Raw genomic sequence first — 24381 nt, forward strand, 5'->3', positions numbered from 1 at the left:
TCTCCTCGCTGGAGCAGGATCTTTCCCGAAAGCAGGTTCCGACATTCGGGATCATGCTGCGAAAGCCCGGACGGATCGGCGCGAAGCGTCAGCCCCCGCTGGCGTCCATGAAGGCCGAGACGAAGGCCGGCGCGGCCTCGGAGACGGCGGTCAGCGAATAGCCACCCTCCTGGACGATGACGGTGGGCAGCTTCAGCCGGCCGAGGATTTCGCCGGCGCGCGGATAGGCCTCGCTGGTCACGGCGAGCTTCGACAAGGGGTCGTTCTGGTGGGCGTCCCACCCGGCCGAGACCACCACCGCCTCGGCGCCGAATTCGACGGCACGTTGCGCAAGCGTTTCGACAGCCCCGAGGAACACGTCGTCTCCCGAGCCGAAGGCGAGCGGCAGGTTGAGGTTCGCGCCTTCCCCCGCGCCGACGCCGGTCTCGTCGCCATAGCCGAGGAAATGCGGGTAGTAGGCCGACGGATCGGTGTGGACCGAGCCGAAGAACACGTCGCCGCGTGCATAGAAGATCGTCTGCGTGCCGTCGCCGTGATGGGTGTCGAAGTCGAGGATCGCCACCTTGCCGAACCGCTCGCGCAGAAGCTCGGCGGCGATGGCGGCGTTGTTGAGGAAGCAGAAGCCCGAGGAGCGGTCCGGATAGGCGTGGTGGCCGGGCGGGCGGCAGAGCGCGAAGGCGCTGGTTTCGCCCGAAAGCATGGTCCGGGTCGCCGCGATCGCGCTCGCCGCCGAGGCGAAGGCGGCGGCCGCCGTCCCTTCGGTCATCGCGCAGGAGAGATCGCCGACATACCAGCCGGTCTGGCCGATGATGCCGGTGGTGCGCGGCGCAGGCCGGGCGCCGGAGGCGAGCGGCGAGGGCGCATAGGGCCGGTCGGCGGCGAAATAGGGATGGACGTTCGGAATGACCTCCGGCCCGGCATTCGGCAGGGCCTGGAACCGCTCGAAGGCGGTTTGGAGGAAATCCAGATAGTGCCCCGGATGCACCCGCTCGATCGCCGCACGATCCGCCGCCGCCGGTTCGTCGGCCACGAGCCCCAGCCGCGCCAGGCTCGCGATCAGCGTTTCCGCCCGGTTCGGGTTCTCCAGCGGCCGCACGAGCTTGCCATGCACGCCGTATTGGGTCGGTTGGTGATCCAGCTGCGTCCTGGAGAAGAAGACCTTCATCGCTTGCCTCGTTCGATCCCGCGTCCGACGCCGCTCGGGCAGGAGCAGCGTCTTCTTTCGGGGGAATAGGCCATTCGGCCCGGCTTGTCGTCCCGCTTTCCGGCCTTCGATGCGCGATGCTGCGAAACCTCGGGAGATCGGGAGCCTTCACGCTTTCTCGGCCGTCATTGCAGCTTGCGCCTTCGGCCGGCCGGGACTAGGTTCGCGCCGTTTGTCAAGGTGCCCGGAACGAGTCCGGCGCCGCGTCTCATCTGATCATCATCGGAGACCTGAAAAATGGCGTTTCTTGCCGCCGCCCTCGATCGCGTGAAGCCTTCGGCCACCATCGCCGTCTCGCAGAAGGCCCGCGAACTCAAGGCGAAAGGCCGCGACGTCATCGGCCTCGGCGCCGGCGAGCCGGATTTCGACACGCCGGACAACGTCAAGGAAGCCGCGATCGACGCGATCCGCCGCGGCGAGACGAAGTACACGCCGATCTCCGGCATCCCGCAGCTGCGCGAGGCGATCTCGCAGAAGTTCAAGCGCGAGAACGGCCTCGACTACAAGCCCGAGCAGACGATCGTCGGCACCGGCGGCAAGCAGGTGCTGTTCAACGCCTTCATGGCGACGCTGAACCCCGGCGACGAGGTGATCATCCCGGCGCCCTACTGGGTCTCCTATCCGGAGATGGTGGCGATCTGCGGCGGCACCTCGGTGTTCGTCGAAGCCGGCATTGCGACCGGCTTCAAGCTGACCGCCGAGGCGCTGGAAAACGCCATCACCGAAAAGACCAAGTGGTTCCTGTTCAATTCGCCGTCCAACCCGTCCGGCGCGGCCTACACCCATGACGAACTGAAGGCGCTGACCGACGTCCTGATGCGCCACCCGCAGGTCTGGGTGATGACCGACGACATGTACGAGCATCTCGTCTATGGCGACTTCACCTTCGCGACGCCCGCCCAGGTCGAGCCGGCCCTCTACGACCGGACGCTGACGATCAACGGCGTCTCCAAGGCCTATGCGATGACCGGCTGGCGCATCGGCTATGCCGGCGGCCCGCTGCCGCTGATCAAGGCGATGGACATGATCCAGGGCCAGCAGACCTCGGGCGCCTGCTCGATCGCCCAGTGGGCGGCCGTCGAGGCGCTGAACGGGCCGCAGGAGTTCGTCGGGAAGAACAAGGCGATCTTCCAGGGCCGCCGCGACCTCGTCGTCGGCATGCTCAATCAGGCCCGCGGCATCGAGTGCCCGTCGCCGGAGGGCGCCTTCTACGTCTATCCGTCCTGCAAGGGGCTGATCGGCAAGAAGACGTCGGGCGGCAAGGTCATCGAGACCGATCAGGACTTCGTCACCGAGCTGCTCGAAGCCGAGGGTGTCGCCGTCGTCCACGGCTCGGCCTTCGGCCTCGGCCCGAACTTCCGCATTTCCTATGCGACGTCGGAAGCGCTGCTCGAGGAAGCCTGCTCGCGCATCCAGCGCTTCTGCGGCAGCCTCGACTGACCATCCACTGCCCGGATCAAGACGGCGGAGCGGGCGGTCCCATGGGCCGCCCGCTTTTCGTTTGCCCGTAACGCCCGCATCGCGGCCGTCCGACGCGCCCCCCGGAACAAGCGCGGCGGTCTTGCCACGGCGGCAGGAATGCAGGCTCTCGGCATGCGAAAGGCAAAAAAAAGCCGGGTCCAAAAGAACCCGGCCAATCGTGGTCTCGAAAGACCGTATGGGAGGAAACAGTCGGACGGATCGACTGGGAGGAGGTGCCGACGCATCCGACTGACGCCAATCTAATTCGTCATACGAACAGATCAAATGCCGAGCCGGCATGCCAGCCATGCATTTCGACGATAGCTGATTTCGATCGCTGACCTGAAATCGCACGGATTTTCGAAAACACTCGATAGAAATATTCTATCGAACGACCGCTTTCGTATGCGTATCGTGCAGATCTTGCGTTGCGCGACCATCGGCGGCCGACCGCCTTACGCCGCTCGCGCCCGTCGGCATTAACCATCCGTCGCCTTCATTGCGGCCATCGAGCGAAATCGGCGGCGCGAGGCTTACGCCAGTCGAGGGAAAGTCTTAATCTCCTGTTAACGCAATGCGATGGGGCGACGACGCCTCGCCGTCAGTCCCTCCAGGAGTCCCGCGTTCATGGGTGCATCGCAGTCTTACACCTTGCGGGGACAGGTCACGCGGCTCGACGCCACGACCCGGATCACCCTGTCGGTGTTGGCGCTGGCCAGCGGCGTCTATACCTATCTCGGCGTGCGCGAGCTTCTCGACGGCGACGAGACGACGGTCTTCCTCGGGGCCATCGTCTACTCTTCGGCCGTCTCCGTCGCCATCTACGCCTTCTGGTCCTATCTCATGCGTTTCATGCCGCATGTGCGCAGCGGCCGAGGCATGCTCTATCTCGCCATGGCGATCGGCTCGGCGATGATCATCGCCATGTCCTCCTGGCTGAACGCCTCGGCGCTTGCGGGGTCCGCGGCGCTCGAACAGCATCTCGCGGTTACAACCGAGGCCTATCAGCAGAAGCTCACCGAGGCGCACGAAAACGCGCTGGCGGCACAGAGCCTCCTGCCGGACATTCAGCTCGCCTCCCAGCGCTTTGCCGGGCTTTCCGATCAGGAGGCCCGCTCGGGCGTCCTCACCGGGACGTCCGGGTCCGGGACGGTCGTCCAACTCCTGCGCCAGATGTCGAACCAGCTCTCCGGCCTCCAGGCGGAGATCGAAGGCTCGCGGCAGCAGGTCAAGACGCTGTTCGAACAGGGCGGCGAGCATCTGGCGACGATGCGCAAGCTCGTCTCTTCGCAAGGGCCGGTCGCCGAACGTTCCAACGCCTATGGCGAGGAGGCGGTGGCGCTCTCCGGCCTGCTCACCTCGCTCGAACAGACCTCCGTCGCCCCCGCCGTGCGCCGCGCCGCCGAAGATCTCGGCCGCAGCTTCATCGCGCCGATCTCCGACGGGACCGACGCCGATCTGCGCGATCGCCAAAGCCGCGTCGTCGGCACGATCGAGGCGGCGGTGAAGACCCAGAGCCAGGCCCTGGCGACCGCTGCCGACGAGATCCTCGCCCGGCCGAAGGTCGAGCCGTTGCGCTTCACGCCGCTTTCGGCGCCGGAGGCGGTCATCCGTTATGCCCGGGATTTCCTGCCATCCTGGGCCGGGGCGATTTCCATCGACCTTTTGCCGGCGGTGCTGATCTTCGTCCTGTGCATCGTCCAGGACGTGATCCGCCGCGAGGAGGGCGAGGAGTTCGAGGTCGGCGACATGAGCGCCGGCGAAATGATGCGGGCGCTGCGCATCCAGAAGAAGCTGAAGGCCGCCGAGCGCTCCGACGATGGAGACGAGGCTGCCTCTGCGCCCTATTACGGCGAGATCTCCGGCCCGCCGCGCGAAGAGGACGACATCGTCCAGCGCAACCGGCCGGCGGGTGCGACGCCCTTCCCGAAGACCGCGGCACGATAGGGCGCGCGGGATGACGCAGCCACGCCGCGCGGCGGCCGTCGCAGAGGGAAGCGTTCGGTGATCGGCGAAGAGACGCCGCCCGGCCGGCTGGAACGGCTGGTCCTCAGGCTGCCCGAGGGCTCGGTGCTGCGTCTGGTGTTCCTGGCGCTGCTCGGGATCGCGGTCGCGATGATCACGCTCGACTATCAGACGATGGCCGGCCGCTCGGCCGAGCGCGAGCGGCTGAGCCGCACCGAGCCTTTGCCGCTGAGGCGGCCGAGTCCGGGCGATCAGATCCGGCCCTATCTGCCGCGCACGATGCCGGTCGGTCCGGATCGCGGCGAGCCGACCCTGCCGGGCTATGACGGCCCCGTCGAAGGCGAGGCTCTGGCCGCGCCGATGCGCTTCTTCATCGGCCCCAAGGGCGAGGCGACGGCGATGGGGCGGATCGAGATCGGCACCGGCGAGGCGCTGCGCGAGTTCCTGGCGACGCCCGAGGCCGCGGGCGTCGAGACACTCGTCCTCCATTCGCCGGGCGGCTCGGTCGCCGACGCCATGGCGATGGCGCGCGATCTGCGCTCGCAGAAGATTTCCACCCGCGTTCCGGCCGACGGCTACTGTGCCTCGGCCTGCCCGCTGGTGTTCGCCGGCGGCCTGACCCGCCGGGCCGGGGAGAATTCCTGGGTCGGCGTCCATCAGGTCTATGCCGTGTCGGGGGCCGAACCGGGACTGCCGTCGACGGTCGACCGCTCCATCGCCGAGATTCAGGCGACCACCGCCGAGTGCCAGACCCTGCTTGCCGAGATGGGGGTCGATCCGGCGCTCTGGATCAAGGCGATGCAGACGCCCTCGGCCAGCCTCTACGTGCTGACGCGGGAGGAGCTTCTCGCATACCGTCTGGTCCGCCCCTTGCCGGACGGCCCGAGCTTCGTCGGCCCGCCGGCCCCGACCTATCCGCAATTCGAGCCGCCGAAGACCGCCGACGCGGCGGCGGGCGGAGATCGGCCCACGGATGCGCGGCCGGACGGCTCGCTGCTCTGATCCCGCCCGCGGCGGACGCCGCCGGCGAGTTGCGATCCAGGCAACGCGAGACTCGGTCGGCAGGCTTCAGATGTGACGCTCGATGATCTTCACGCCGCGAAGGACGAGCAGCGTCACCACCACGGCAAGAATGCCGATCCGGAATTCGCCGAGGCCGCAGGCAAGGCCGATCGCCCCGGAGAGCCACAGCGACGCGCCGGTCGTGAGGCCGCGAACCTCGCCCTTCGCCTGGATGATCGCGCCGGCCGCGAGGAATGCGACGCCGGAGGTGATCGCCCCGATCATGCGGATCGGATCGGCGCGGACCTGGTCGCCGTCGTAGAGGTCGACGAGAACCGTCATCAGCAGCGTGAAGACGCAGGCGCCGACGCCGACCAGCATGTGCGTCCTCAGCCCGGCCGAACGCTCCTTCCTCTCGCGCTCGAAGCCGATCGCGCCGCAGAGCAGAGCGGCGAGCGAGAGCCGGAGGGCGTCGGTGCCGAGAGCCTGAAGATCGAGGAAACTGCCGAGGTCGCTCATGGCGGGGAGAGCGTGTCACGGCAAAATTGGTTCCCGCCTCGATGCGCCCGATCCGGTCGACGAGATGCGCCGGTAAGGGCGTCCGCCCCGGCGCCGCCGCTCACCGTCTACGAAGCGCCCGCCGCCGCGTCCCCGTCGGTGGCGGCAATCAGAAAGCGTTCGAGCGAGCGCATCGCCGCCGCGCGAATGGGTTCGATCTCCATCAGCGTCTCGTGCCGCGCTCCATCGATGACGTGGGTCTCCACGTGGTCGCAGTCGAGTGCCTGCATCGCCTCGGCGAGTTCGCCGATCGCCTTGCCGCCGCGTGTCGCCGGATCCTTCGAGCCGCCCAGAAGGTGGATCGGCAGGTGCGGCGGCAGGAGCGACAGCCCGGCCTTGGAGCCGGCCTCGAAAACCAGCTTCGCGATGTCCTCCATCATCGAGACCGTCGGCGTGAAACCGCACAGGGGATCGCGGATATAGGCGTCGACGACGGCCTCGTCGTGGCTCAGCCAGTCGAACTGCGTCCGGCGCGGCGAGACGGACTTCGCCCAGGCACCGAACATGACGCGCTGCGACAGGTCGCTGGCGACGTCCGACCCTTTCAGCGCCTTCTCGGCCTTCAGCGCGAACCGCCCGAGACGCCGCTCCATCCCGTGCGAGAGATCGGCGTTCCAGACACACAGGCCGGCGAGCCGGCGGCCGTAGCGCTCGCCGTAATTCAGCGCGATCGTCCCGCCGAGGGAGTGGCCGAAAACGACGAGGGGCAATTCGCCGAAGGTCTCCTCGGCATGGAGATGGACGGCGTGGCAGTCCCGCAGCAGCTTCTCCGCGCCGCCCTTGACGGCGAAGCGGCGGAGCGGCGCGTCGGGCGCCACCGTCGAGCCGTGGCCGCGATGGTCGTGGGCGAGGACGTGAAATCCGAGAGCCGCGAGATCGCGGGCGAAGCGGCCGTAGCGGCCGGCATGTTCGGCGAGGCCGTGGAAGACGAGGACGGTGCCGCGGGGCTCGTTTTCGGCCTCCGTCACGTAAAGATGCAGCGTCGCGCCGGAGCGGCTTTCGATCGACGTCTCCTGGTCGAAATCCACGGCGAAGCGACTCCTCTGTTGTTCGGGCCCGTCTGTGACATAGGGCTCTCTCCCGGTCTGTCGCATCGGATGTGCAGACGCGTCGGGAACCTTCGCGCAACGGTGGCCTGCACGATTGCCCCAGGGGACAAAACTCGTAGAATGCAACCAGAACGGCAGGGCCCGCCGGACCGGCGCCCGGCCGATGCCGAGGGGGATCGAACGATGCGCATTCTGGTGTTGTTGGCGACCGTCGCAGCGAGCCTCGTCGGTTCGGCGGCCTTCGCCCAGGAGCCGCTCGACGGCTATCTCATCGCCCGCAAGGCGTGCAAGGCCACCGTGTCGATCCGCAATGCCGCCAGCGAAAGCGGCACGACGCTCGAAATCGACCGCGCCTATCATCTCATCGGCGAGAACCGGCTGAACGGCTCGCACTATTACGTCGTTGTTCCCGGCACCGAGCCGGACCGGCGCTGGGTGCAAAAGACATGCGGCGACTGGGTGAAGCTGGTAGCGCGCGCCGATGCCTTCGACCGTCCGGGCTCGGGCGGTTCCATCGCCACCAGGAGCGACGACGCGAACGGCGAAGTCGCTCAACAGGGCAGGACGGCCGAGTCGCAAACGGCGGGCGCTGCCACACCGTCGGACGCCGGCGCCGGCGGCCGCGACGCGCAGGGCGGCAAGGTCCCGCGCGACCTCCTTCTCGCCATCAGCTGGCAGCCGGCCTTCTGCGACACCCATCAGAGCAAGACCGAATGCCGCTCGCAGACGCGCGACCGCTTCGATGCCGATCACTTCGCCCTGCACGGTCTCTGGCCGCAGCCGCGCGGCGTCGAATATTGCGGCGTCGGCGCCAAGCAGAAGAGCGACGACAAGGCCGGCGACTGGGACAAGCTGCCGCCGCTCGAGGTCGATGCCGAGACCCGGGCCGAGATGGAAAAGGCGATGCCCGGCACCCTGTCGATGCTCGATCGCCACGAATGGACCCGGCACGGCACCTGTTACGCGACTTCCACCGACGAATATTTCGACGATGCGCTGGCGGTGCTCGGCAAGATCAATGGCTCCAAGGTTCGTGACCTCTTCGCCGGGGCCATCGGCCGGACGCTCACCCGTCAAGAGATCCGCGCGGCCTTCGACGAGGCGTTCGGCGCGGGAGCCGGCGAGCGGGTGCGGATCGCCTGCTCGCGCGACGGCAAACGCCAGCTGATCGGCGAACTGACCATCGGTCTCGTCGGGGAGATCACGCCCGATCCCGACGTTTCCGGCTTGATCGCCGCCGCCAGACCGACCGATGGTGGCTGCAACGAAGGCATCGTCGACGCGATCGGATTTCAATAGGAAGCGCGGTTCCGTCGTCGGCTATCTTCCCCGGCCGCTCTGCGCCGGCGACGGGCGTCATGCCTGCCGCAGCAGCCCGGAGAGGAGGCTCGTCACGCCGACGCTTTCGAGCGCTACCCACAGGACGATGGCGACGTAGAGCACCATCAGGAAGATGCTCTCCCTGCGGGTGAGCAGCATGCCGGTGCGCATGGCGAGGAACAGCGCCACCGTCGCGACGGTGAGGAGCCCCATCATCGGCGCGGCGACCGAGAAGTTGATGACGGTCGCGCCGGCGACGAGGACGCCGGCCGGGATCGCCACCAGAAGGTCGAAGATGTTCGAGCCGAGGACGTTCGCCAGCGCCGTCACGCCGTTGTTCCTGCGCGCCGCCCGGACCGAGACGAAGGCGTCCGGCACCGAGGTGCCGGCGGCGACGACCGTGAAGCCCCACAGGAAGCTGGGCGTCTCGAAAATCTCGCCGAGATTGATCGCCGCCCGCACGAGGCCCTCGACGCCGAGGACGATGACGAGGAGCGACGCGCCGAAGAACATCCATTCCCGGCCGGGGCTGATGGCCTCCTCGCTCTTCTCGGCGGGATGGTCCCGCGTTTCCAGATACTGGATGACGACGTAGAGCAGGTAGAAGGCGATCGGGATGAGGGCGAGGAGCCGGGTCAGCGTGCCGGTGATCACGCCATCCGCCTGCTGGTCGGTCGGATTGTAGATCACGGCGAAGGAAAAGGTGATCAGCAGCACCGCCACCGACACCATGTAGAACTGCGATTCCTTGTAGACGAGCTCGCGGTTGGATTCGAGCCGCTTCGGGCTGAACAGGCCGCAGAGCGCCGGGATGACGAGGATGTTGAAGATCGCCGAGCCGACGATCGCTGCGACGCCGAGCTGAAACTCGCCGTGGATCAGCGAGGAAAGGACCGTCGTCGACAGCTCCGGAAAGCTCGAACCGACGGCGACGACGATCGAACCATGGACCACCGGAGGGAGCCGATAGTGCGTGGAGAGCCGCGTACTGGAGCTTTCGAGAAGCCCGCTGCCCTTCCAGACGATCGCGGTGGCGACGATCGCCACCGCCACCCACAAGACGATTCCACCCGACACGACAGCTCCCTCGGCTCGAGGCATGCCTGTCGGCAGCTAGGGCGCAGGCGGGCAAGGCGAGGGCCGCCGGCGGAAAAGTTCGGACCCGGCCAACGCTGGCGGCACTCGTATCCGATCGTTGGCCCGGTCTTTTTCGCCGCCCGGTGGTCGGCGCCCCATCAGTCGGGCGCGCGCCAGAAGGCCGGCAGGAAATAGCCGTAGAGCGGCGTCGTGTCGGGATGCTTGATGAAATTCCAGCGGGCAAGGCGCTGCTCGGGCAGATGGAACAGCGGGACGACGTAGTGGCCGGAGATCAGCGCCCGGTCGTAGGCCCTGACGGCGGCGACGAAATCCTCGCGCGAGCGCGCGGTGACGATGTCGTCGATCAGGGCGTCGATCGCCGGGTCCGCCGCCCCGGCATAGTTGAAGGAGCCGTTGACGTCCTTCGACTTCGAACTCCAGCGATAGGCCTGCTCGGCGCCCGGCGAGAGCGAGGCCGAGTAGGAGGCGATGATCATGTCGAATTCGAAGGCGTTCTTTCGGGCCTGATACTGGCTGTCGTCGACGAGGCGCACGCTCGCCGCGATGCCGAGGCGCCCGAGCGTACGCGTGTAGGCCTGCGCCATCTTCACCTGTTCGGGCGACTGGGCGAGAATCTCGAAGGCGAGGGGTTTGCCGTCCGGCCCGACGAGCCGGCGGCCCTCGAGACGGTAGCCGGCCGCCTCGAACTGATCCAGCGCCGCGCGCATCACCTTGCGGTCCGAGCCCGAGCCGTCGCTGACGCTCGGGCGATAGGTGCCGTCCATGACCTCGGGGTCGACGTCGTCCGGATAGGGCGCAAGCAGCGCCTTCTCCTTTTCACTCGCCGGCCGGCCGAGGGCGGACAGTTCGGAATTCTGGAAATACGAGCCGGTCCGCTCATAGGCGTCGTAATAGAGCGTCTTGTTGGCCCATTCGAAGTCGAACAGCATCGACAGCGCCTTGCGCACCTTCCGGTCGGAGAAGATCGGCCGCCTGGTGTTGAAGACGAAGGCCAGCATGTTGGGCGGCGCGCCGGTCTCGAACGTTTCCTTGACGATCCGGCCGTCCTTCACCGCCGGAAAATCGTAGGCGGTGCGCCAGTGGTTCGGGTCGCCTTCGAGATAGATGTGGCAGTTGCCCTTCTTGAACCCCTCGAACTGGGCGTTGGTGTCGCGATAGTAGTCGATCACCACGGTGCCGTAGTTGAAGATCCCCTTGCGGATCGGCAGGTCCCTGGCCCAGTAGTCGGGGTTCTTCTCGTAGACGATCTCCTGGCCCGGCTTCACGTCGGCGATCACATAGGGGCCGGAGCCGATCACCGGCTTCAGCGTCGTGCGCTCGAAGGTCTTCTCGTCGAAGGCGTGCTCGGGCAATACCGGCAGGCCGGCGATCAAAAGCGGCGTCTCCCGGTCGGCCGTCTCGTCGAAGGTGAAGCGGACGCCGTCGTCGCCGACCTTTTCGATCTTCACCGCCGGGCGCAGCCAGTTCGCATAGATCGGCCGTCCATGCTCGCGCAGCATGCGGACCGTGAACAGGACGTCTTCGGGGGTGATCTTCACCCCGTCGGAGAACGTCGCCCGCGGATCGAGCCGGAACTCGACGAAGCTGCGCTTGTCGTCGGTCTCGATGGTCTCGGCGATCAGGCCGTACATGGTGAAGGGCTCGTCCGGCGAGCGCTGCATCAGCGGCTCGAAGACGAGGTTGCCGAACTCCTTGTCGAACCAGATGCCCCGCGCCGTGGTCAGCGCGCCGCGCACGATCACCGGGTTGAGATTGTCGAAATTGCCGAAGACGCAGTAGCGCATCGTGCCGCCCTGCGGCGCGTCGGGATTGGCATAGGGAAGGGTCTGATAGTCCGCCGGCAGCGCCGGCTCTCCCTGCATGGCGATCGCATGGGCCGGCGCGGCGCTTGCGGCATCGGCGGCGGCGGCGAGCGGCACCGCTGCGAAGACGAAGGCGCAGACGGCGGCATGGTGTTTGCGCATCGGATATTCCCGGTTTCGGTTCGATGGTTCCGGCCGGCCGGCATCCTTCCGGTCGGCGGTTTCGATGGCAGGACGGCGGCGGCGCGACAAAGGCTCGCTCCGCGCCAGCCAGATCACGACAAACCGGCGAATGTTTGTGGCCGCCTCCCGTTTGCCGCGCCGAATCTACCTGCGGCGGCGAGGTTTGCCCACCGGCAATTCCGCTTGCCGCCGCGAACCGGTCGATCGGCGTCAGTCCAAACGACGAAGCCCCGGATCGACGATCCGGGGCTTCAATGGGTCACGAGACTTGCTCCGGCGTTGCGCCCTAGCTGTCGAACCGCCCGGAGGCGTGGGCCAGCATCGTGTAGACCTTGCCCGTATCGGAGGCGAGATAGGTCCGCGACACCCGGTTCTCCGGGTCGTTGCGGGCGATGTCCTGCAGCAGCGCCTCGAAGTCGGCGATGTAACGATCCACCGCCTCCCGGAACTCGGGGTCGCGCTGATACTTGCGGCGGATGTCGTCGAAGGTCTGCTGGCCCTGCATGGTGTAGAGCCGGCGGGTGAAGACGTTGCGCTCGCCGCGGCGGTAGCGGTCCCACAGTTCGATCGACGCGTTGTGGTCGATCGCCCGGGCGATGTCCATCGACAGCGAGTTCAGCGATTCGACGACGTGGTCGGGTGAACGCTCGGGCGTTGCCGGCGTCCGCCCGGCGGCTGCCGAGGCCGGCGGGGACTGCGACGCGTCCGGGGAAGGCGCGAAGTCGTCGCCGAAGGCGTCGTCGTCCTCCGATGCGCGGCGCAGCAGGTTCGACACCCATCCGCCGCCGCGGTCCGCCTCGTTGCGGCCGGCGTCGGAAGATTTGCGGCCGCCGTCGTCCGGGCGAGCCGGCCGGGCCGGGCCCTGCGCCGCCGGAGCCGAGGGAGCCGCCGATCCGCCGACGGCCGTCCGGCCGGACGCCGGGGCAGCGCCCGAAGGTCCGTTCTGAGCCGAAGCGGGCCGCTGGCCGCCGCCCTGCGGTGCCGCGCGCGCGGTCGCAGGCTGCGCCGTTGTCCCCGAGGCGTCCGAGGTCCTGGCTTCGCTGGTCGGCCGCGTCGGCTCGGAGCGGCTCGGCTCGAAGTTTCCGCCCCTCAGATCGCGGGCGAGGTTGCCGTCGCTCATGAAGGATGCGGCGATCTCGCGTTCGACGTCCAAAGCGTCCTCGTCGTCGAAGTCGAAGTCCGGCTTTGCCGGTTCGGGCTTCGGTGCCGCCGCCCGCGGCTCGGGACGCGTCTCGCGCTGCGGCCGCGCCGGGGCGGGCCGCGAACGGTCGGCGACGTCGAATGCCCGGCCGGACTGCGAGACGATGTCGGAGAGTTCGCGCAGCGCCCGGATCTGGTCGGACACGGCCCGACGCATCGCCTCGGTGCTGGTGCGGGTCTCCTCGGGCAGTTCGAAGACGCCGCGCTTGATCTCGGACCGGGCAGTCTCGAGTTCCGTGCGGATCGCCTCGGCGGCCTCGCGGATCTCCTCCGTCGAGCGTTCGAACCGCGCGCCGGCATCTCCCAGCGCCGCCTGCACCTCGTCGCGCAGCACCGCTGCCGTGCGCTGCGAACGCGCCTCGGCTTCCTGCAGCTGCCGGTCGACGTCGCCGAGGGAGGAGCCCAGTTCGCCCGACAGCCGCTCGGAAATCATCCGCGAGCGCTGTTCGGTGCGGTCGAACAGGCCGGTGACGACCTCCTCGAAGGCGTGCATCAGGCCGCCGATCTCCTCCGAGCGCCGGACGAGATTGGTGGACAGTTCGTCGAGGCCGGCATGGCCGCCGTCGAGCACCTGGCGCAGGCCGTCCTCCCGGGTTTCCAGAAGCCCGACGGTCTCGGACAGGACGGCGCCGTGCTCCTCGAAGCGCTGGGCCATCGAGGCGATCCGCGAAAACGCCGCCAGCGAAAGCTGATCGAGCTTTTCGACGTTGTTGTCGAGCATGCGGGCGCTCAGCGAGATCGAGTTCGAGGCCTCCTGGGCGTCTTCGGCAAAGCGGGCGCCGCTGTCCTTGAGGAGGTTGTCGATGGCACCCAGATTGCCGGCCGTCTCCTCGACGAGGCCGCGCAGCGAGCTCGACGTCTGGGCGAGCCTGCCGATGAGCGAGCCGACGTCGCGCTGGAGCTGCTCGCGCATCTCGCCGACCATGCCCACCGTCGCGGCGGCCCGCTCGTCCAGCGCGCCGAGAATGGCGTCGGAGGACTGGGTGAGGGCGGCGATGGTGTCCTGGGCCCGCCGGCCGAGCGCCGCGGCGAGCGAGGCGTTCTCGGACCGCAGCCTTTCGGCGGCGTCGCGGGTGGTGGCCTGGAGAAGCCGCGCCAGCTCCGTGCCGCCTTCGCCGATCTGCGACAGCATCGGCCGGGCTTCCTCTTCGAGCATTCGGCTGATCTCGGCGTTGCGGGCCGACAGCATCGCCGCGAGGTTGCGGGTCTTCTCCTCCATCTCGTCGTTCATCGTCCGCGTGCGGGTGGCGAGCTGGCGCTCGGTCTCGCTCATCCGGTCGGCCAGTTCCTCGCCGACCGTGCCGGCGCTGTCGATGAGGGCCGAGCGGGCGCGCTCGGTCTCCAGCCGGATGATTTCGGAGATCGCCGCGATCTGGGTCGACAGGTCGCCGCCCCGGTTGGCGATTTCGTCGCGGACGCTCTCGGCGTCCTGCAGGAGCTGACCGGACACGGTCGCGACTTCGCCGCGCAACTGGCCGACGACGCCCTCGACCTCGCCGCGGATGGCGTTGGTGGTGGCGACGAGTTCCTCGCGCAGCCGCGCCGTCGAGGCGTCGATCTCGCCGGTGACCGGGTTTTCCGCAAGCAGGCCGGCGAGACGCTGGGTCGTCGCCTCGAGTTCCGCCGAGAAGGCGTCGGCTTTCGCTTCCAGCGCGGCGGCGATGTCGCCGGTCGCATTGCGCATGGAGCCGGCCGCTCGGTTCACCCGGCCGGTGAAGTCCTCGCCGGAGGCCTTCAACGCGCCCTGGGCGGTCTCCGTCAGTTCGCCCATGCGGGCGATGGCCGTCTCGAACTCCGCCGCCAGCCGGTTCGTGTCGCCGGCAAAGCGCGAGCGGTTGTCCTCGGCGATCTGCCGCAGCTCTTCGGCGGCAGTGGTGATCCGCTCGGCGAAGCTCTCGGTGTTGCGGTCGAACTCGCCGGCCACGACGCCCGAGATGCCGGACAACGTGTCGACCAGCGCCATGCGCTGCTGCGCCAGCTGCTCGCGCACCTCGTCGGTTTCCTTGCGGATGCCGTGGGTGAGTCCGGCGATCTGGTTGGCCAGGGCCTCCGCCTCGGTGGCAAAGCGCGACCGCGATTCCTCCGACAGGGAGCGGATGGCCTCGGCCGAGCCGGTGATCGTCTCGGCGATCCGTCCGCCCTCGGTGACGAGCTTGGTTCCGGCGCTTTCGGTACGCTGGTTGAGTTCGCTCGCCAGCTGTTCGAGGCGGCCGGTGAGCCGCTCGGCTTCGGCGGCGATGCGGCTGCGCGCTTCCTCGCTGGCCGTGTCGAACACGCGGGAAATCTCGCCGACGCTGGACGAAACCTTCTCGGTTTCGGCCATCAGGCCTTCGCGGGCACGGCTGGCCTCCTGCGCCATCGCCGTCGTCGCCTCGGTGATGGTGTTGCGGATCGCCTCGGCGACCGTCGCGGCGCGCGCGTTCAGCGTGCGCTCGACGTTTCCGAGCCCGCGTTCGAGCGCGGTGGCGATCGCTTCGGTGCGCTGGTCGAGTGCGCCGACGAGGCTCGACGAGCCGCTTTCGAGGACGGCGAGGAGATCCTCGCGGCGGCCGTCGAGGGTCTGCGACACGTCGCCGACCGACTGTTCGATGGTCCGGCGGACGTCGTCCGCCCGGTCCTCGAAGGTCGCGGCGGCGGAGGAGACCGCGCCGTCGATGAGCGAAGCGAGGCTGTCGCGGCGCTCGTCGAAGGCGGTGGCGAGCTTGAGGTCGGCTTCGAACAGGGCGTCGGAAAGGGCGGTGACCCGCTCTTCCAGCGTCGCGGCCAGCGCCGAGCGGCCGCTTTCGATCTGCCGGCCGAATTCGTCGCGGCGTGCGTCGAGCGCCGCGAGAAGCGTGCCTTCCGAGCCGTCCACCACCCGCTGGATGGCGCCGAGCCGCTCGTCGAGGCCCTCGACGAGAATGCCGCGGGCGTCCTCGATGATGGTGCGCAGGGCCGCGGTCCGACCGTCGAGATTCTCCGCGAGACGGTTGACCCGCTCGCCGATCTCGTCGCGGATCGAGCCGATCCCCTGATCGAGCGTGCCGGAGACCTCGTCGCGGCTGGCCGCGAGCAGGCCTTCGAGTGTCTGAATCCGCTGATCGAGGCTTTCGCGCACGCCCGTCTCGGCGGCCTGCGATGCCGACTTGAGTTCGGCGATCCGCGTCTCGATCGCGGCCGAGAGGGACTGGCCGCCGGTGTCGACCTCGCCGGAGAAACCTTCGAGGCCGGACGCGATGGTCTGGCGGAGCTTCTCGATTTCGGCCGAGAGACCCTTTTCGATGTCGCCCCTGGCGCCCTCGGCCGCGGCCGACAGGCGTGAAAGCCGCTCGTCGAGGCCTTCGACGACCATCGACAGGGCGCTTTCGATGGCGACGAGCTGGCTGCTCGCAGACACCGACAGATGATCCTCGAAGCCCTGTGTGCGCTCGTCCATCTCGGCGCGGAACCGTCCGGTCTCGGCGTCCACCGTGCCGACCAGGGCGTTGCGGGTCTCTGCCAGCGATGCGCCGAGCGAAGCGATGCGCTCGGACAGATCGCCGACGATCTGGTCGACGACGTCGTCGAAGCCGGTCGCGACGTTACGCAGACGCTCGTCGATCGCCGATGCGACCTGGGCCGCCATCTCGTCGCCGATCGCCCGCAGCGACGCCGATCGCCCGTCGAGGATCTCGGACAGTTCCGACTTGCGCGCGTCGAAGCTCGACATCAGCGCGTCCTGGGCCTCGCCCATCAGTCGCTCGTTGGCGTGCAGGCGGTCGGCCAGCCCCGTATTGAGCGCACCGGTGCGCTGATCGAGGTTCTCGAACAGAGCCTGAGACTTTTCGTCGATCGTCTTGACGAAGCTGGAGCTTTCGCCATCGAGCGTGCGCTGCATCTCGGCGCCGCGATCGGCCAGCGTCGAGGCGATCGCGTCGATCCGATGATCGAGCGAATTGACGATCCGGTCCTGCGACATCGACAGGATTTCCTCGATCGCGCCGCGGCGTTCCTCGAACAGCGCCGAGAAGGCCGCCGCCCGCTCGTCGAGGCCCTCGGCCAGCAGGCCCTCGGCCGTGGCGACCGCCTCGCGGATCTCCGCCAGAACCGCTTCGACCCGCTCGGCGACCCGGCCGGTCCGTTCATCCATGTCGTCGGCGACGAGCCGCTGGGCGTCGTCGAGAGCCCGCGCGAAACGCTGGGTCTGGCCGGCGAGTTTCTCTTCCAGCATCCGCATGCGGTCGGCGAAGCTCGTCTCGAAGCCCTCGGCGACGCGGCCCATGACGACCTCGATCTCGTCGCGGCGCTCGGTGAGGACGCCGTGAATCCGCTCGGCGGCGCTGTCGAGCTTGGTGCCGACCTCGCCAGCGCGTTCGCCGATCGCCTCGATGCGGCTGTCGGCGGCCAGATCGAAGGACAGGAGCCGCTGATCGAGCACCTCGGCGAGGCCGCCCGTGCGCTCCGTCAGCAGTGCGTCGAGGCCGGAGAGACGGTCGCTCAGCAGCGAGCGGAGTTCGTTGGTCCGCGCTTCCAGCGTCTCGTTGGCCGACTGGACGGCGCCCTGGCTCAGTCCGGCCAGCTCCGAATGGCCCTTGTCGAACGCTCCGACGATGTCGCGCGTCCGGTCGGCGAGCGTCTGGGCGAAGTCGATCGAGCGGTCGTTGAGGGCGGCCGACACCCGTTCGGTCGACACCTCGATGGCATTGGCCCGGTTTTCGATCGCCGCGAGCAGGGCCGGCCCCCGTTCGCCGAGCGCTTTCTCGATGTCCTCCATGCGGCGGTCGAGACCGCCGAGCATCGCATCGTTGTCGGCCGACAGGAGATGTTCGATCCGCGCCGTCCGCTCGCCGAGTTCGGTCTCAGCGCTCTTCAGGAAGCGGCTCGCGCTGTCCTCCAGCCGCTGCCGGCGGCCGTCGATTTCCTCGGCGATCCCGGCCTTGAAGCCGTCGCCGTGTTTCTCGATCGCCTCGAGGCGCTCGCGGAAGAGGCTGTCGAGACCGTCGAGGAAGGTCTCGCCCTGCAGCCGCATCGTGAGCGTCCGATCGTCCAGCGCCTGTGCCAGCGTCTCGACGAACTTGTCGCCATATTCGGACAGCATCTCGGTTCGCGAGCGAACGAGGCCGGTGGCGGCGTCGGCGGAGGCGATCATGCGGCCGACGATCTCGGTGCCGACCGACGTCATCTGCGCACTGATGTCGCCGGCCCGCGAAACGAGTTCGCCCGAGGACGTGCCGAGCGTGTCGTTGGCGGCCTGGCTGGCGGCCGTGATCTCGCGAACCGCGGTCTCGGACGTGCCGCTCAGCTCGGAGATGAGCGTGCGGGTGGTGTCGCCGAGCGAAGCGGAAAGCGTCGTGCCACGCTCCGACAGCGCCGCGACGGCCCGCTCGACATGCTGATCGAACTCGCCGGTGAGGCGCTCGATCTGCTCCTGGACGCTGCGTTCGGTCGTCTCGCCGGCTTCGACGATGCTGGCAGCCGCGGCCTCGGCGCCGAGCGAGAGCCCGAGGACGAGCTGTTCGTTCGACTCGCGGACGTTCGACTGCAGCGTCGCGCTCCGCTCGGCGAAGTCGCTGAGAAGGAGCTGGCCGCGGGTCGAGAAGTCCTCCGCGATCGCGGCGTTTCGTTCGGCAAGGGTGCGGGCGACGGTTTCGCCCGTCTCGCCGAGTCGGCCGACCGCCGCTTCGCCGGCGCCGGTGATCGCCGCGAGCAGCCGCTCGCTGGTGCCGTTCGCCTGATCCACAAGGGCGGAGGACTGATCGCCGAAAGCGGCGAGGAGTTGGCGGCTGCGATCGTCGAAGTCGTTCGCCAGCCCGTCGCTCTTCTCCGACAGGGTGCGGGCGACGACGGCACTAGTCTCGCCGAGCCGGCCGACCGCCAATTCACCGGCCGACGTGATGGTCGACAGGAGCTCTTCGCTGGCGCCGTTGGCCGCGCCGACGATCGCCGCCGTGCGCTCGTCGAAGGCCGACAGCAGCTGCTGGCTGCGGCCGTCGAACTCCGCCGCGAGCCGGGTGGCGCGCTCGTCGAGAGCTTGGGACACCTGGTCGCCGGCCGAAGTGATCTGGCTGGTGGCGTTTTCGGCCGTGAAAGAAATGTCGGCGACGAGACGATCGCCGAGGTCGCTGACGCGGGAATCGAGCGCGGCGCTCTTCTCGTCGAAGACCCGGATCAGCTCCCTGCTGCGGCTTTCGACGCCGTCGGCGAGGGCGCGGCTGCGCTCTTCGCTCTCGCGGGCGAGCGTCTCGTTGGTCTCGGCCAGGCGGCGGACGGACTGATCGGCGCTGCTGGTGATCCGTTCGATGAGCGATTCGGAATCGGCTGCGATCGCCTGCTTGATGCCGTCGGCGCGTTCGCCGAGCAGGGCGACGAGGGTCGTGCTGCGCTCGTCGATTTCGCCGCCGATGCGGCTGGAGCGCTCGTCGAGATCGCCGGCGACCTTCTCGCCGACGTCGACGAGTTTGCGGCCGGCATTGTCGGCGACCTCGTCGAGCCGCGAGAGCAGCGTCTCGCCCTCGGAGGTCAGCTGTTCGCTCAAGGTGCGACCGCGGGCGTCGAACAGCTCGGAGAGCTGCTGGTTGCGGGTTTCGTAGTCGGTGATGAAGCTGGCGCTGCGCTCGTCGATGAGGGCGGTGAAACGCTGCGACGCCTCTTCGATGCGTCCCAGCACCGCGTCCGAGGTCGCCTCGACGTCGCCGACCAGCCGCTGGTGCGAACCGAGGACGGCCGAGCGAAGACGCTCGGCATGGGACAGCATCGCCTCGCGCTCGTTGCCGAGATCCTGGACCAGCGTGCGGATCTTCACTTCGTTGTCGGCATAGGCGCGTTCGAGCGCGCTCACCTCGTCGCGCACGAGGCTTTCGAGGTTCGAGGTCCGCGACAGCGCCCGCTCGACGCCTTCGGCAAGGCCGGAAATCTCCCGTCGCACCGCCTGGCCGACGCTCATCACCCGCTCGGTGGCGACGCTTTCGGGCTCCGCGAGGCGCATCGCCACCTCGGCGAGGGAGCGGCTCATCAGGCGAAGGTCGGCGGAGCGGCGGACCATCAGGCCGATCGCCATGAACAGGATGGGCGGCAGGATCGCCAGTGCGAGAAGCGCGAGCATTTCGCCCTGGCGCAGCGGATCGGCGGCGCCGCTTGCCAAAAGCTCGAGATCGGTTCCGTAGATGGTCGAAGCACCGGCCGCGACGGCGACCAGCCACAGCACCGAGGCGACGGCGGCGATCCAGATCGGCGTCCGGGACGCGCGCCGCTGCAGCAGCGCCTCGGCCCAGACGGCATTTCGCCGGGCCTCGTCATTGGCGGCGGCCTGGCTGTAGGCGCGGGGCTGTTCGCCGAATGATGAGCGATTCTCCTGCGTCTCCGGCCGCTGGGCGGGCTCCGCGGAGGCCTCCGCGCGTTCGCCAGGCCGGGGGGAAGGGCGCGTCGCCTCTGCGGCGGAGGCTGCCGCTGCCGCGGCAAAACCTGCGGACGCCGGGTCGCCCGCACCGCCCGTCGAGGCAGCCTCGCCAAGGGCCGGCTCCGCGTCGCCGTCTTCGTCGCGCAACTGACCGGCGGTCTCGCTGATCTGCCGCTCGAAGTCTTCGAGCGAGAGGACGACGTCGACGTTCTCCTCGCTGGCGGAGGTCTCGAGATGTCCGGTCGCCGTGCCAGAGGCGGAAGTCTCCTCCGCCTCGTCGTCCGCGATGTCGATCCCGGCAAGCGCCTCTTCCAGCTCGTTGACCGTGTCGTCGGAAAGCTGATCGAAGGGTTTCGTCTTGGACATGGCCGTCGCGCCTCGATACTCTCTACATCCGCCCATGGCGGCCAGATGCCGACCGTTATGGCACCATCTGGCCGCCGGCATCGGCGCATCTCGCTCGGCCCGAGGCCGGACGAGGGCGCGACGTCCGCGGTTCTTCACCTTACGATGTTAGTGGCCCCCCGGTCCGAAAGAAACCGTAAAGCCGGCCAATCCCTACAAGTTTAAACATAAGGTTAACGACGGCGGGGCAATTGCGAATTTTTTCGCCGGAAAGCTTGCTTGGGCGGGCTTGCGAACGATCGGCGGAAAGGACACGAAGGCTCGACCGGCGTGGATTCGATCTACCACCTTAACCAATTGCTCACCGAACCGCGAGACGATTCCGCTTTGGCTTCAACGAATGGCGTCGCGCTGCCGAAACCGGCGCGGCCGCCGATGGAGGATGCGATGTCGCGGCCGATCGAAAGACAGCCCGAAGGCGGCGCTGCGCCGCTAGGCGGGCCGTTGCTGCCATCCCGTCGCTCGCCGATCGATCTCGTGCATCTGGCGCGCCAGACGGCCGGCGATCGGGCACTCGAGGTCGAGGTGCTGGGGCTTCTCGTCATTCAGATCGAGCGTGCGAGGCCGGCGATCCTGGCCGCCGACCCGCAGGAGCGATGCCGGCTCGGCCATGCTTTGAAGGGTGCGGCCCGCAATCTCGGCGCCTTCCGGCTCGCCGACGCCGCCGAAGAGCTGGAACGGGACCCGGACGGTCCGGCGGCGGTGGAGGACCTCCTTGCCGAACTCGAGCGGACGGGGCGATTCGCCAGGGATCTCTCGGGCCTCTGAAGGCGCGACCGGCAGCACCCGCGCGGATGGATGCCCACGCCGCGCCCTCCGAATTTGGAATGGTGGCGATTGACTTGTCGGCGGTGGGCTCACTAACTCCGGGCCGACGCGGCCCATTCTACCGCGCCGATCAGCGCTCGCCGACGGCGAGGTGGGGCGGAGGGCGCTTCGAGCGATATCCAACCAAGGCTTGTCCGGCATGACCAAGATCACCTTCGAGACGGTGGATGGGACCCGCTACGACCTCGACGCCCGCGACGGAACCACGGCGATGGAGAACGCCGTCCGGAACGACGTGCCGGGCATCGAGGCCGAGTGTGGCGGCGCTTGCGCCTGCGCGACGTGCCACGTCTATGTCGACGAGGCCTGGCGCGAGATCGTCGGCGAGCCGGAAGCGATGGAGGAGGACATGCTGGACTTCGCCCACGAACCGCAGCCGAATTCCCGGCTGTCCTGCCAGATCAAGGTCCGGCCCGAATTCGACGGGCTGGTGCTCTACGTCCCGGAGCGGCAGGGCTGAGACGGGCCTGGATTCGGCGAAATTTTCGGACGGAAGCTCGGCGACTCCGAGCGTCTGTCGGTCGGGCCATCGGGCGACCGGTGTTCTCGTGACGTTCGGTCGTGTTGGCGGCAACCGTGCGGGGATCGACGATCAACCGGGTCAGCGGGAACTCTGTTCGTCGACGGCGCGCGCCAGCGCCCGGCGCAGCCGGAAGTTGACCTCGCGGCCTTCGATGGTGTCGAACTCGATCTGCGCGCGTTCGTGCCCGGCGAGATAGCGCTGCGTGACGGTGTTCACCATCGCTTCCATGGCGGAGCATGTGGGCTCCGTCCGCAGATTGCGGATCGCGGACTCCATCCGCTTCAGCCAGTTCGTGGCGATGGCCGCGTGGCGGTTTTCATGCCGGTGGATGTCTTTCTCGAGCGTTTCCCAGATCAGCTTGGTGCGGGCGGGAACCCGCTTCGGCTGGATCCATTTGGGCAGCGTCATTTCGAGATCGAGGCTGAGATTGGTCGCGTCGACGGCGCAGCCATCCGGCGTCCGCTTGTAGGTGACCTTGCCGTCGAATTTGACCTGGGTTGCGCCCGGATGGCGGATCCCGGTGTCCGAGACGTAGGGTCCGCGCCGGTTGAGATCCTGGTCGAGTTCGGCGAGGGTGGATCCGCGCACGGCGAAATAGGTGGTCTTCTCGCGAATCGACGCCGCATCGGCGACCGCCGGCAGACAGAGCGCGACCACCGCCACGCACAACCCCAACCTCGATTTCATGCGCGCCGCCTCTGGAATAAGTCGAAAGAAGGTCGTGCTACGGTACCTCAACCGGGCCCGGAAGCAAGCGCGTCCGGCGACACAATTGCGCAATCTTTCCGGTGAGGTTACCCAAGGGGCCGCAGGCTCGCGATGGCTCGCAGCCGATCGTGGAGAAGGCCGGATGGACGTGATTTCACCGCGTGGCGGAACCTGGAAGCTGGCCCATGGTCGCAGCATCGTTCTCGGCGAAACCGCGACGATCATGGGCGTCCTCAACGCGACGCCGGACTCCTTTTCCGACGGCGGGCGCTACGCCTCGGTGGGCGCGGCGGTCGACGAGTCGCTGCGGATGGTGGAGCAGGGCGCCGCGATCGTCGACATCGGCGGCGAGTCGACGCGGCCGGGCGCGACGCCCGTCGATGCAGCCGAGGAACAGCGCCGCATTCTGCCGGTGATCGAAGAGCTGGTGCGGCGCTCCGACTGCCTGATCTCGGTCGATACCTATCGGGCGGAGACGGCGCGTCTGGCGGTCGAGGCCGGGGCGCACATCATCAACGACGTCCACGGCGCCCAGCGCGAGCCGGCGATCGCCGAGGTCGCGGCGGCGACTGGGGCGGGGCTCTGCCTTATGCACACCGGGCGCGACCGCGAGAAACTCGCCGACGTCATCGAGGACCAGTTCCACTTCCTCCGCCGTTCGCTCGAGATCGCCGGGGCGGCCGGAGTCGCAAACGAGGCGATCGTGCTCGATCCGGGCTTCGGCTTCGAGAAGGACGGGCCGGAAAACCTCATTCTGCTCGCGCGCGTCCACGAGGTCATGGCGCTCGGCTATCCGCTCCTCGTCGGGACCTCGCGCAAGCGCTTCGTGCGCGGGGCGATCGGCCGGGCCGATCCGGAGCCGGACATCGCCACGGCGGCGACGAGCGTGCTTCTGCGCGAGCGCGGGGCCGACATCATCCGGGTTCACAACGTGCCGGCCAATCGCGACGCGCTGGCCATCGCCGACGCCATGCGGCGGGCGCTGAAGGGCGAACGCTGGTGAGCGTCAAAGCGTATCTCGGGCTCGGCGGCAATCTTGGCGATCCGAAGGTGGCGATTGCCGCCGCGCTTCGGACGATCGACGCGAGGACCGATTGCACGGTCGTCGCGGTCTCGCGTCTCTTCCGCACTCCGCCTTGGGGCAAGACGGATCAGCCGGACTTTCTCAACGCCTGCGCCGCCGTCGAGACGGAACTGTCGGCGCGCCGGCTTCTCGACCTCTGCCTCCAGACGGAGCGGGAGTTCAAGCGCGAACGGGCCGAGCGCTGGGGTCCGCGCACCCTCGACATCGACGTTCTCGACTTCGGCGGCACGACGCATGGCGACGAGGCCTTGACGCTGCCGCATCCGCGCATCGCCGAGCGGGCCTTCGTGCTCGTGCCGCTCGCCGACATCGCGCCCGACCTCGCCATCGGCGGTCGGCGGGTGGCAGAGCGCGTCGACGCGCTGGACCAGGGCGTGATCGTGCCGGTCACCCAGGATGGCGGCTGGTGGCGCTGAAGGCCTGCGAGGTTTACGAATTTCCCCCGGCGGTTGATCGGCACGGAGCGCCAAGGCTTGCGACCCGGGGCGATGTGCGCGCCTCTGATGCGAAATTCAGTCGTTGAATCCTTCGAATTGACTTTGCGTGAATGGTTGCTGGAAGCGATCATTCGCAGGAATTTCAGCCGCGACACTCATCTTCTGACTCCCTCCGTGTTGTTTTGTCGCAGGCGAATCGC

The 24381-nt window shown here is 68.3% G+C and carries 15 protein-coding genes; 8 read left to right on the forward strand and 7 right to left on the reverse strand.

Annotated elements, in window-relative coordinates; all coding sequences use genetic code 11:
- Positions 1 to 88 precede the first annotated feature (88 nt).
- Positions 89 to 1165, reverse strand: a complete 1077-nt coding sequence (locus LZD57_RS21935) for a histone deacetylase family protein (protein ID WP_233721728.1) — start codon at positions 1163 to 1165, stop codon at positions 89 to 91.
- A gap of 276 nt (positions 1166 to 1441) precedes the next feature.
- On the opposite strand from LZD57_RS21935, the gene LZD57_RS21940 reads away from it, so the two are divergent.
- The 3 genes from LZD57_RS21940 (at position 1442) to LZD57_RS21950 (ending at position 5632) form a co-directional block, all read left to right on the forward strand.
- On the forward strand, positions 1442 to 2644 hold the full coding sequence (locus tag LZD57_RS21940) for a pyridoxal phosphate-dependent aminotransferase (RefSeq protein ID WP_233721729.1): 1203 nt from the start codon (positions 1442 to 1444) through the stop codon (positions 2642 to 2644).
- A gap of 648 nt (positions 2645 to 3292) precedes the next feature.
- Entirely contained in the window at positions 3293 to 4612 is a 1320-nt protein-coding gene (locus LZD57_RS21945; protein WP_233721730.1) for a hypothetical protein, read from the forward strand.
- 57 nt (positions 4613 to 4669) lie between these two features.
- Entirely contained in the window at positions 4670 to 5632 is a 963-nt protein-coding gene (locus tag LZD57_RS21950) for a COG3904 family protein (RefSeq protein ID WP_233721731.1), read from the forward strand.
- A gap of 66 nt (positions 5633 to 5698) precedes the next feature.
- Here the strand turns inward: LZD57_RS21950 and LZD57_RS21955 are convergent, their stop codons facing one another.
- Together LZD57_RS21955 and LZD57_RS21960 are read right to left on the reverse strand one after the other, a co-directional pair.
- A complete protein-coding gene (locus LZD57_RS21955; RefSeq protein WP_233721732.1) occupies positions 5699 to 6151 on the reverse strand; it encodes an MgtC/SapB family protein in 453 nt (150 codons plus the stop codon).
- A gap of 107 nt (positions 6152 to 6258) precedes the next feature.
- Positions 6259 to 7218, reverse strand: coding sequence for an alpha/beta fold hydrolase (locus tag LZD57_RS21960; protein WP_233721733.1), 960 nt, complete (start codon positions 7216 to 7218; stop codon positions 6259 to 6261).
- 204 nt (positions 7219 to 7422) lie between these two features.
- Between LZD57_RS21960 and LZD57_RS21965 the strand changes: the two genes are divergently transcribed.
- A complete protein-coding gene (locus tag LZD57_RS21965; RefSeq protein ID WP_233721734.1) occupies positions 7423 to 8538 on the forward strand; it encodes a ribonuclease T2 family protein in 1116 nt (371 codons plus the stop codon).
- Positions 8539 to 8595: 57 nt separating this feature from the next.
- On the opposite strand, the gene LZD57_RS21970 is transcribed toward LZD57_RS21965, so the two are convergent.
- From LZD57_RS21970 to LZD57_RS21980, 3 genes are all read right to left on the reverse strand, one after another.
- Positions 8596 to 9636, reverse strand: a complete 1041-nt coding sequence (locus tag LZD57_RS21970) for a sodium:calcium antiporter (protein WP_233721735.1) — start codon at positions 9634 to 9636, stop codon at positions 8596 to 8598.
- Between the two features lie 158 nt (positions 9637 to 9794).
- Entirely contained in the window at positions 9795 to 11621 is a 1827-nt protein-coding gene (locus LZD57_RS21975; protein ID WP_420844849.1) for an extracellular solute-binding protein, read from the reverse strand.
- A 307-nt stretch (positions 11622 to 11928) separates the two neighbouring features.
- On the reverse strand, positions 11929 to 20562 hold the full coding sequence (locus LZD57_RS21980) for an apolipoprotein A-IV repeat region-like domain-containing protein (protein WP_233721736.1): 8634 nt from the start codon (positions 20560 to 20562) through the stop codon (positions 11929 to 11931).
- Positions 20563 to 20928: 366 nt separating this feature from the next.
- Between LZD57_RS21980 and LZD57_RS21985 the strand changes: the two genes are divergently transcribed.
- Positions 20929 to 21369: an Hpt domain-containing protein gene (locus LZD57_RS21985; RefSeq protein ID WP_233721737.1), complete on the forward strand. Its 441-nt coding sequence runs from the start codon at positions 20929 to 20931 to the stop codon at positions 21367 to 21369.
- Between the two features lie 199 nt (positions 21370 to 21568).
- Positions 21569 to 21889, forward strand: a complete 321-nt coding sequence (locus LZD57_RS21990; protein ID WP_233721738.1) for a 2Fe-2S iron-sulfur cluster-binding protein — start codon at positions 21569 to 21571, stop codon at positions 21887 to 21889.
- 141 nt (positions 21890 to 22030) lie between these two features.
- Here the strand turns inward: LZD57_RS21990 and LZD57_RS21995 are convergent, their stop codons facing one another.
- Positions 22031 to 22639, reverse strand: a complete 609-nt coding sequence (locus tag LZD57_RS21995; protein ID WP_233721739.1) for a DUF922 domain-containing Zn-dependent protease — start codon at positions 22637 to 22639, stop codon at positions 22031 to 22033.
- A gap of 163 nt (positions 22640 to 22802) precedes the next feature.
- On the opposite strand from LZD57_RS21995, the gene folP reads away from it, so the two are divergent.
- Both folP and folK read left to right on the forward strand, forming a co-directional pair.
- Positions 22803 to 23663 (forward strand): dihydropteroate synthase, encoded by an 861-nt coding sequence (gene folP, locus LZD57_RS22000; protein ID WP_233721740.1) that lies wholly within the window; start codon positions 22803 to 22805, stop codon positions 23661 to 23663.
- Positions 23660 to 24160, forward strand: a complete 501-nt coding sequence (gene folK / locus LZD57_RS22005; RefSeq protein ID WP_233721741.1) for a 2-amino-4-hydroxy-6-hydroxymethyldihydropteridine diphosphokinase — start codon at positions 23660 to 23662, stop codon at positions 24158 to 24160. Before folP ends, folK begins: the two co-directional genes overlap by 4 nt.
- Positions 24161 to 24381 lie beyond the last annotated feature (221 nt).

This window comes from Jiella avicenniae, assembly GCF_021390325.1.
Classification (GTDB): Bacteria; Pseudomonadota; Alphaproteobacteria; order Rhizobiales; family Rhizobiaceae; genus Jiella; species Jiella avicenniae.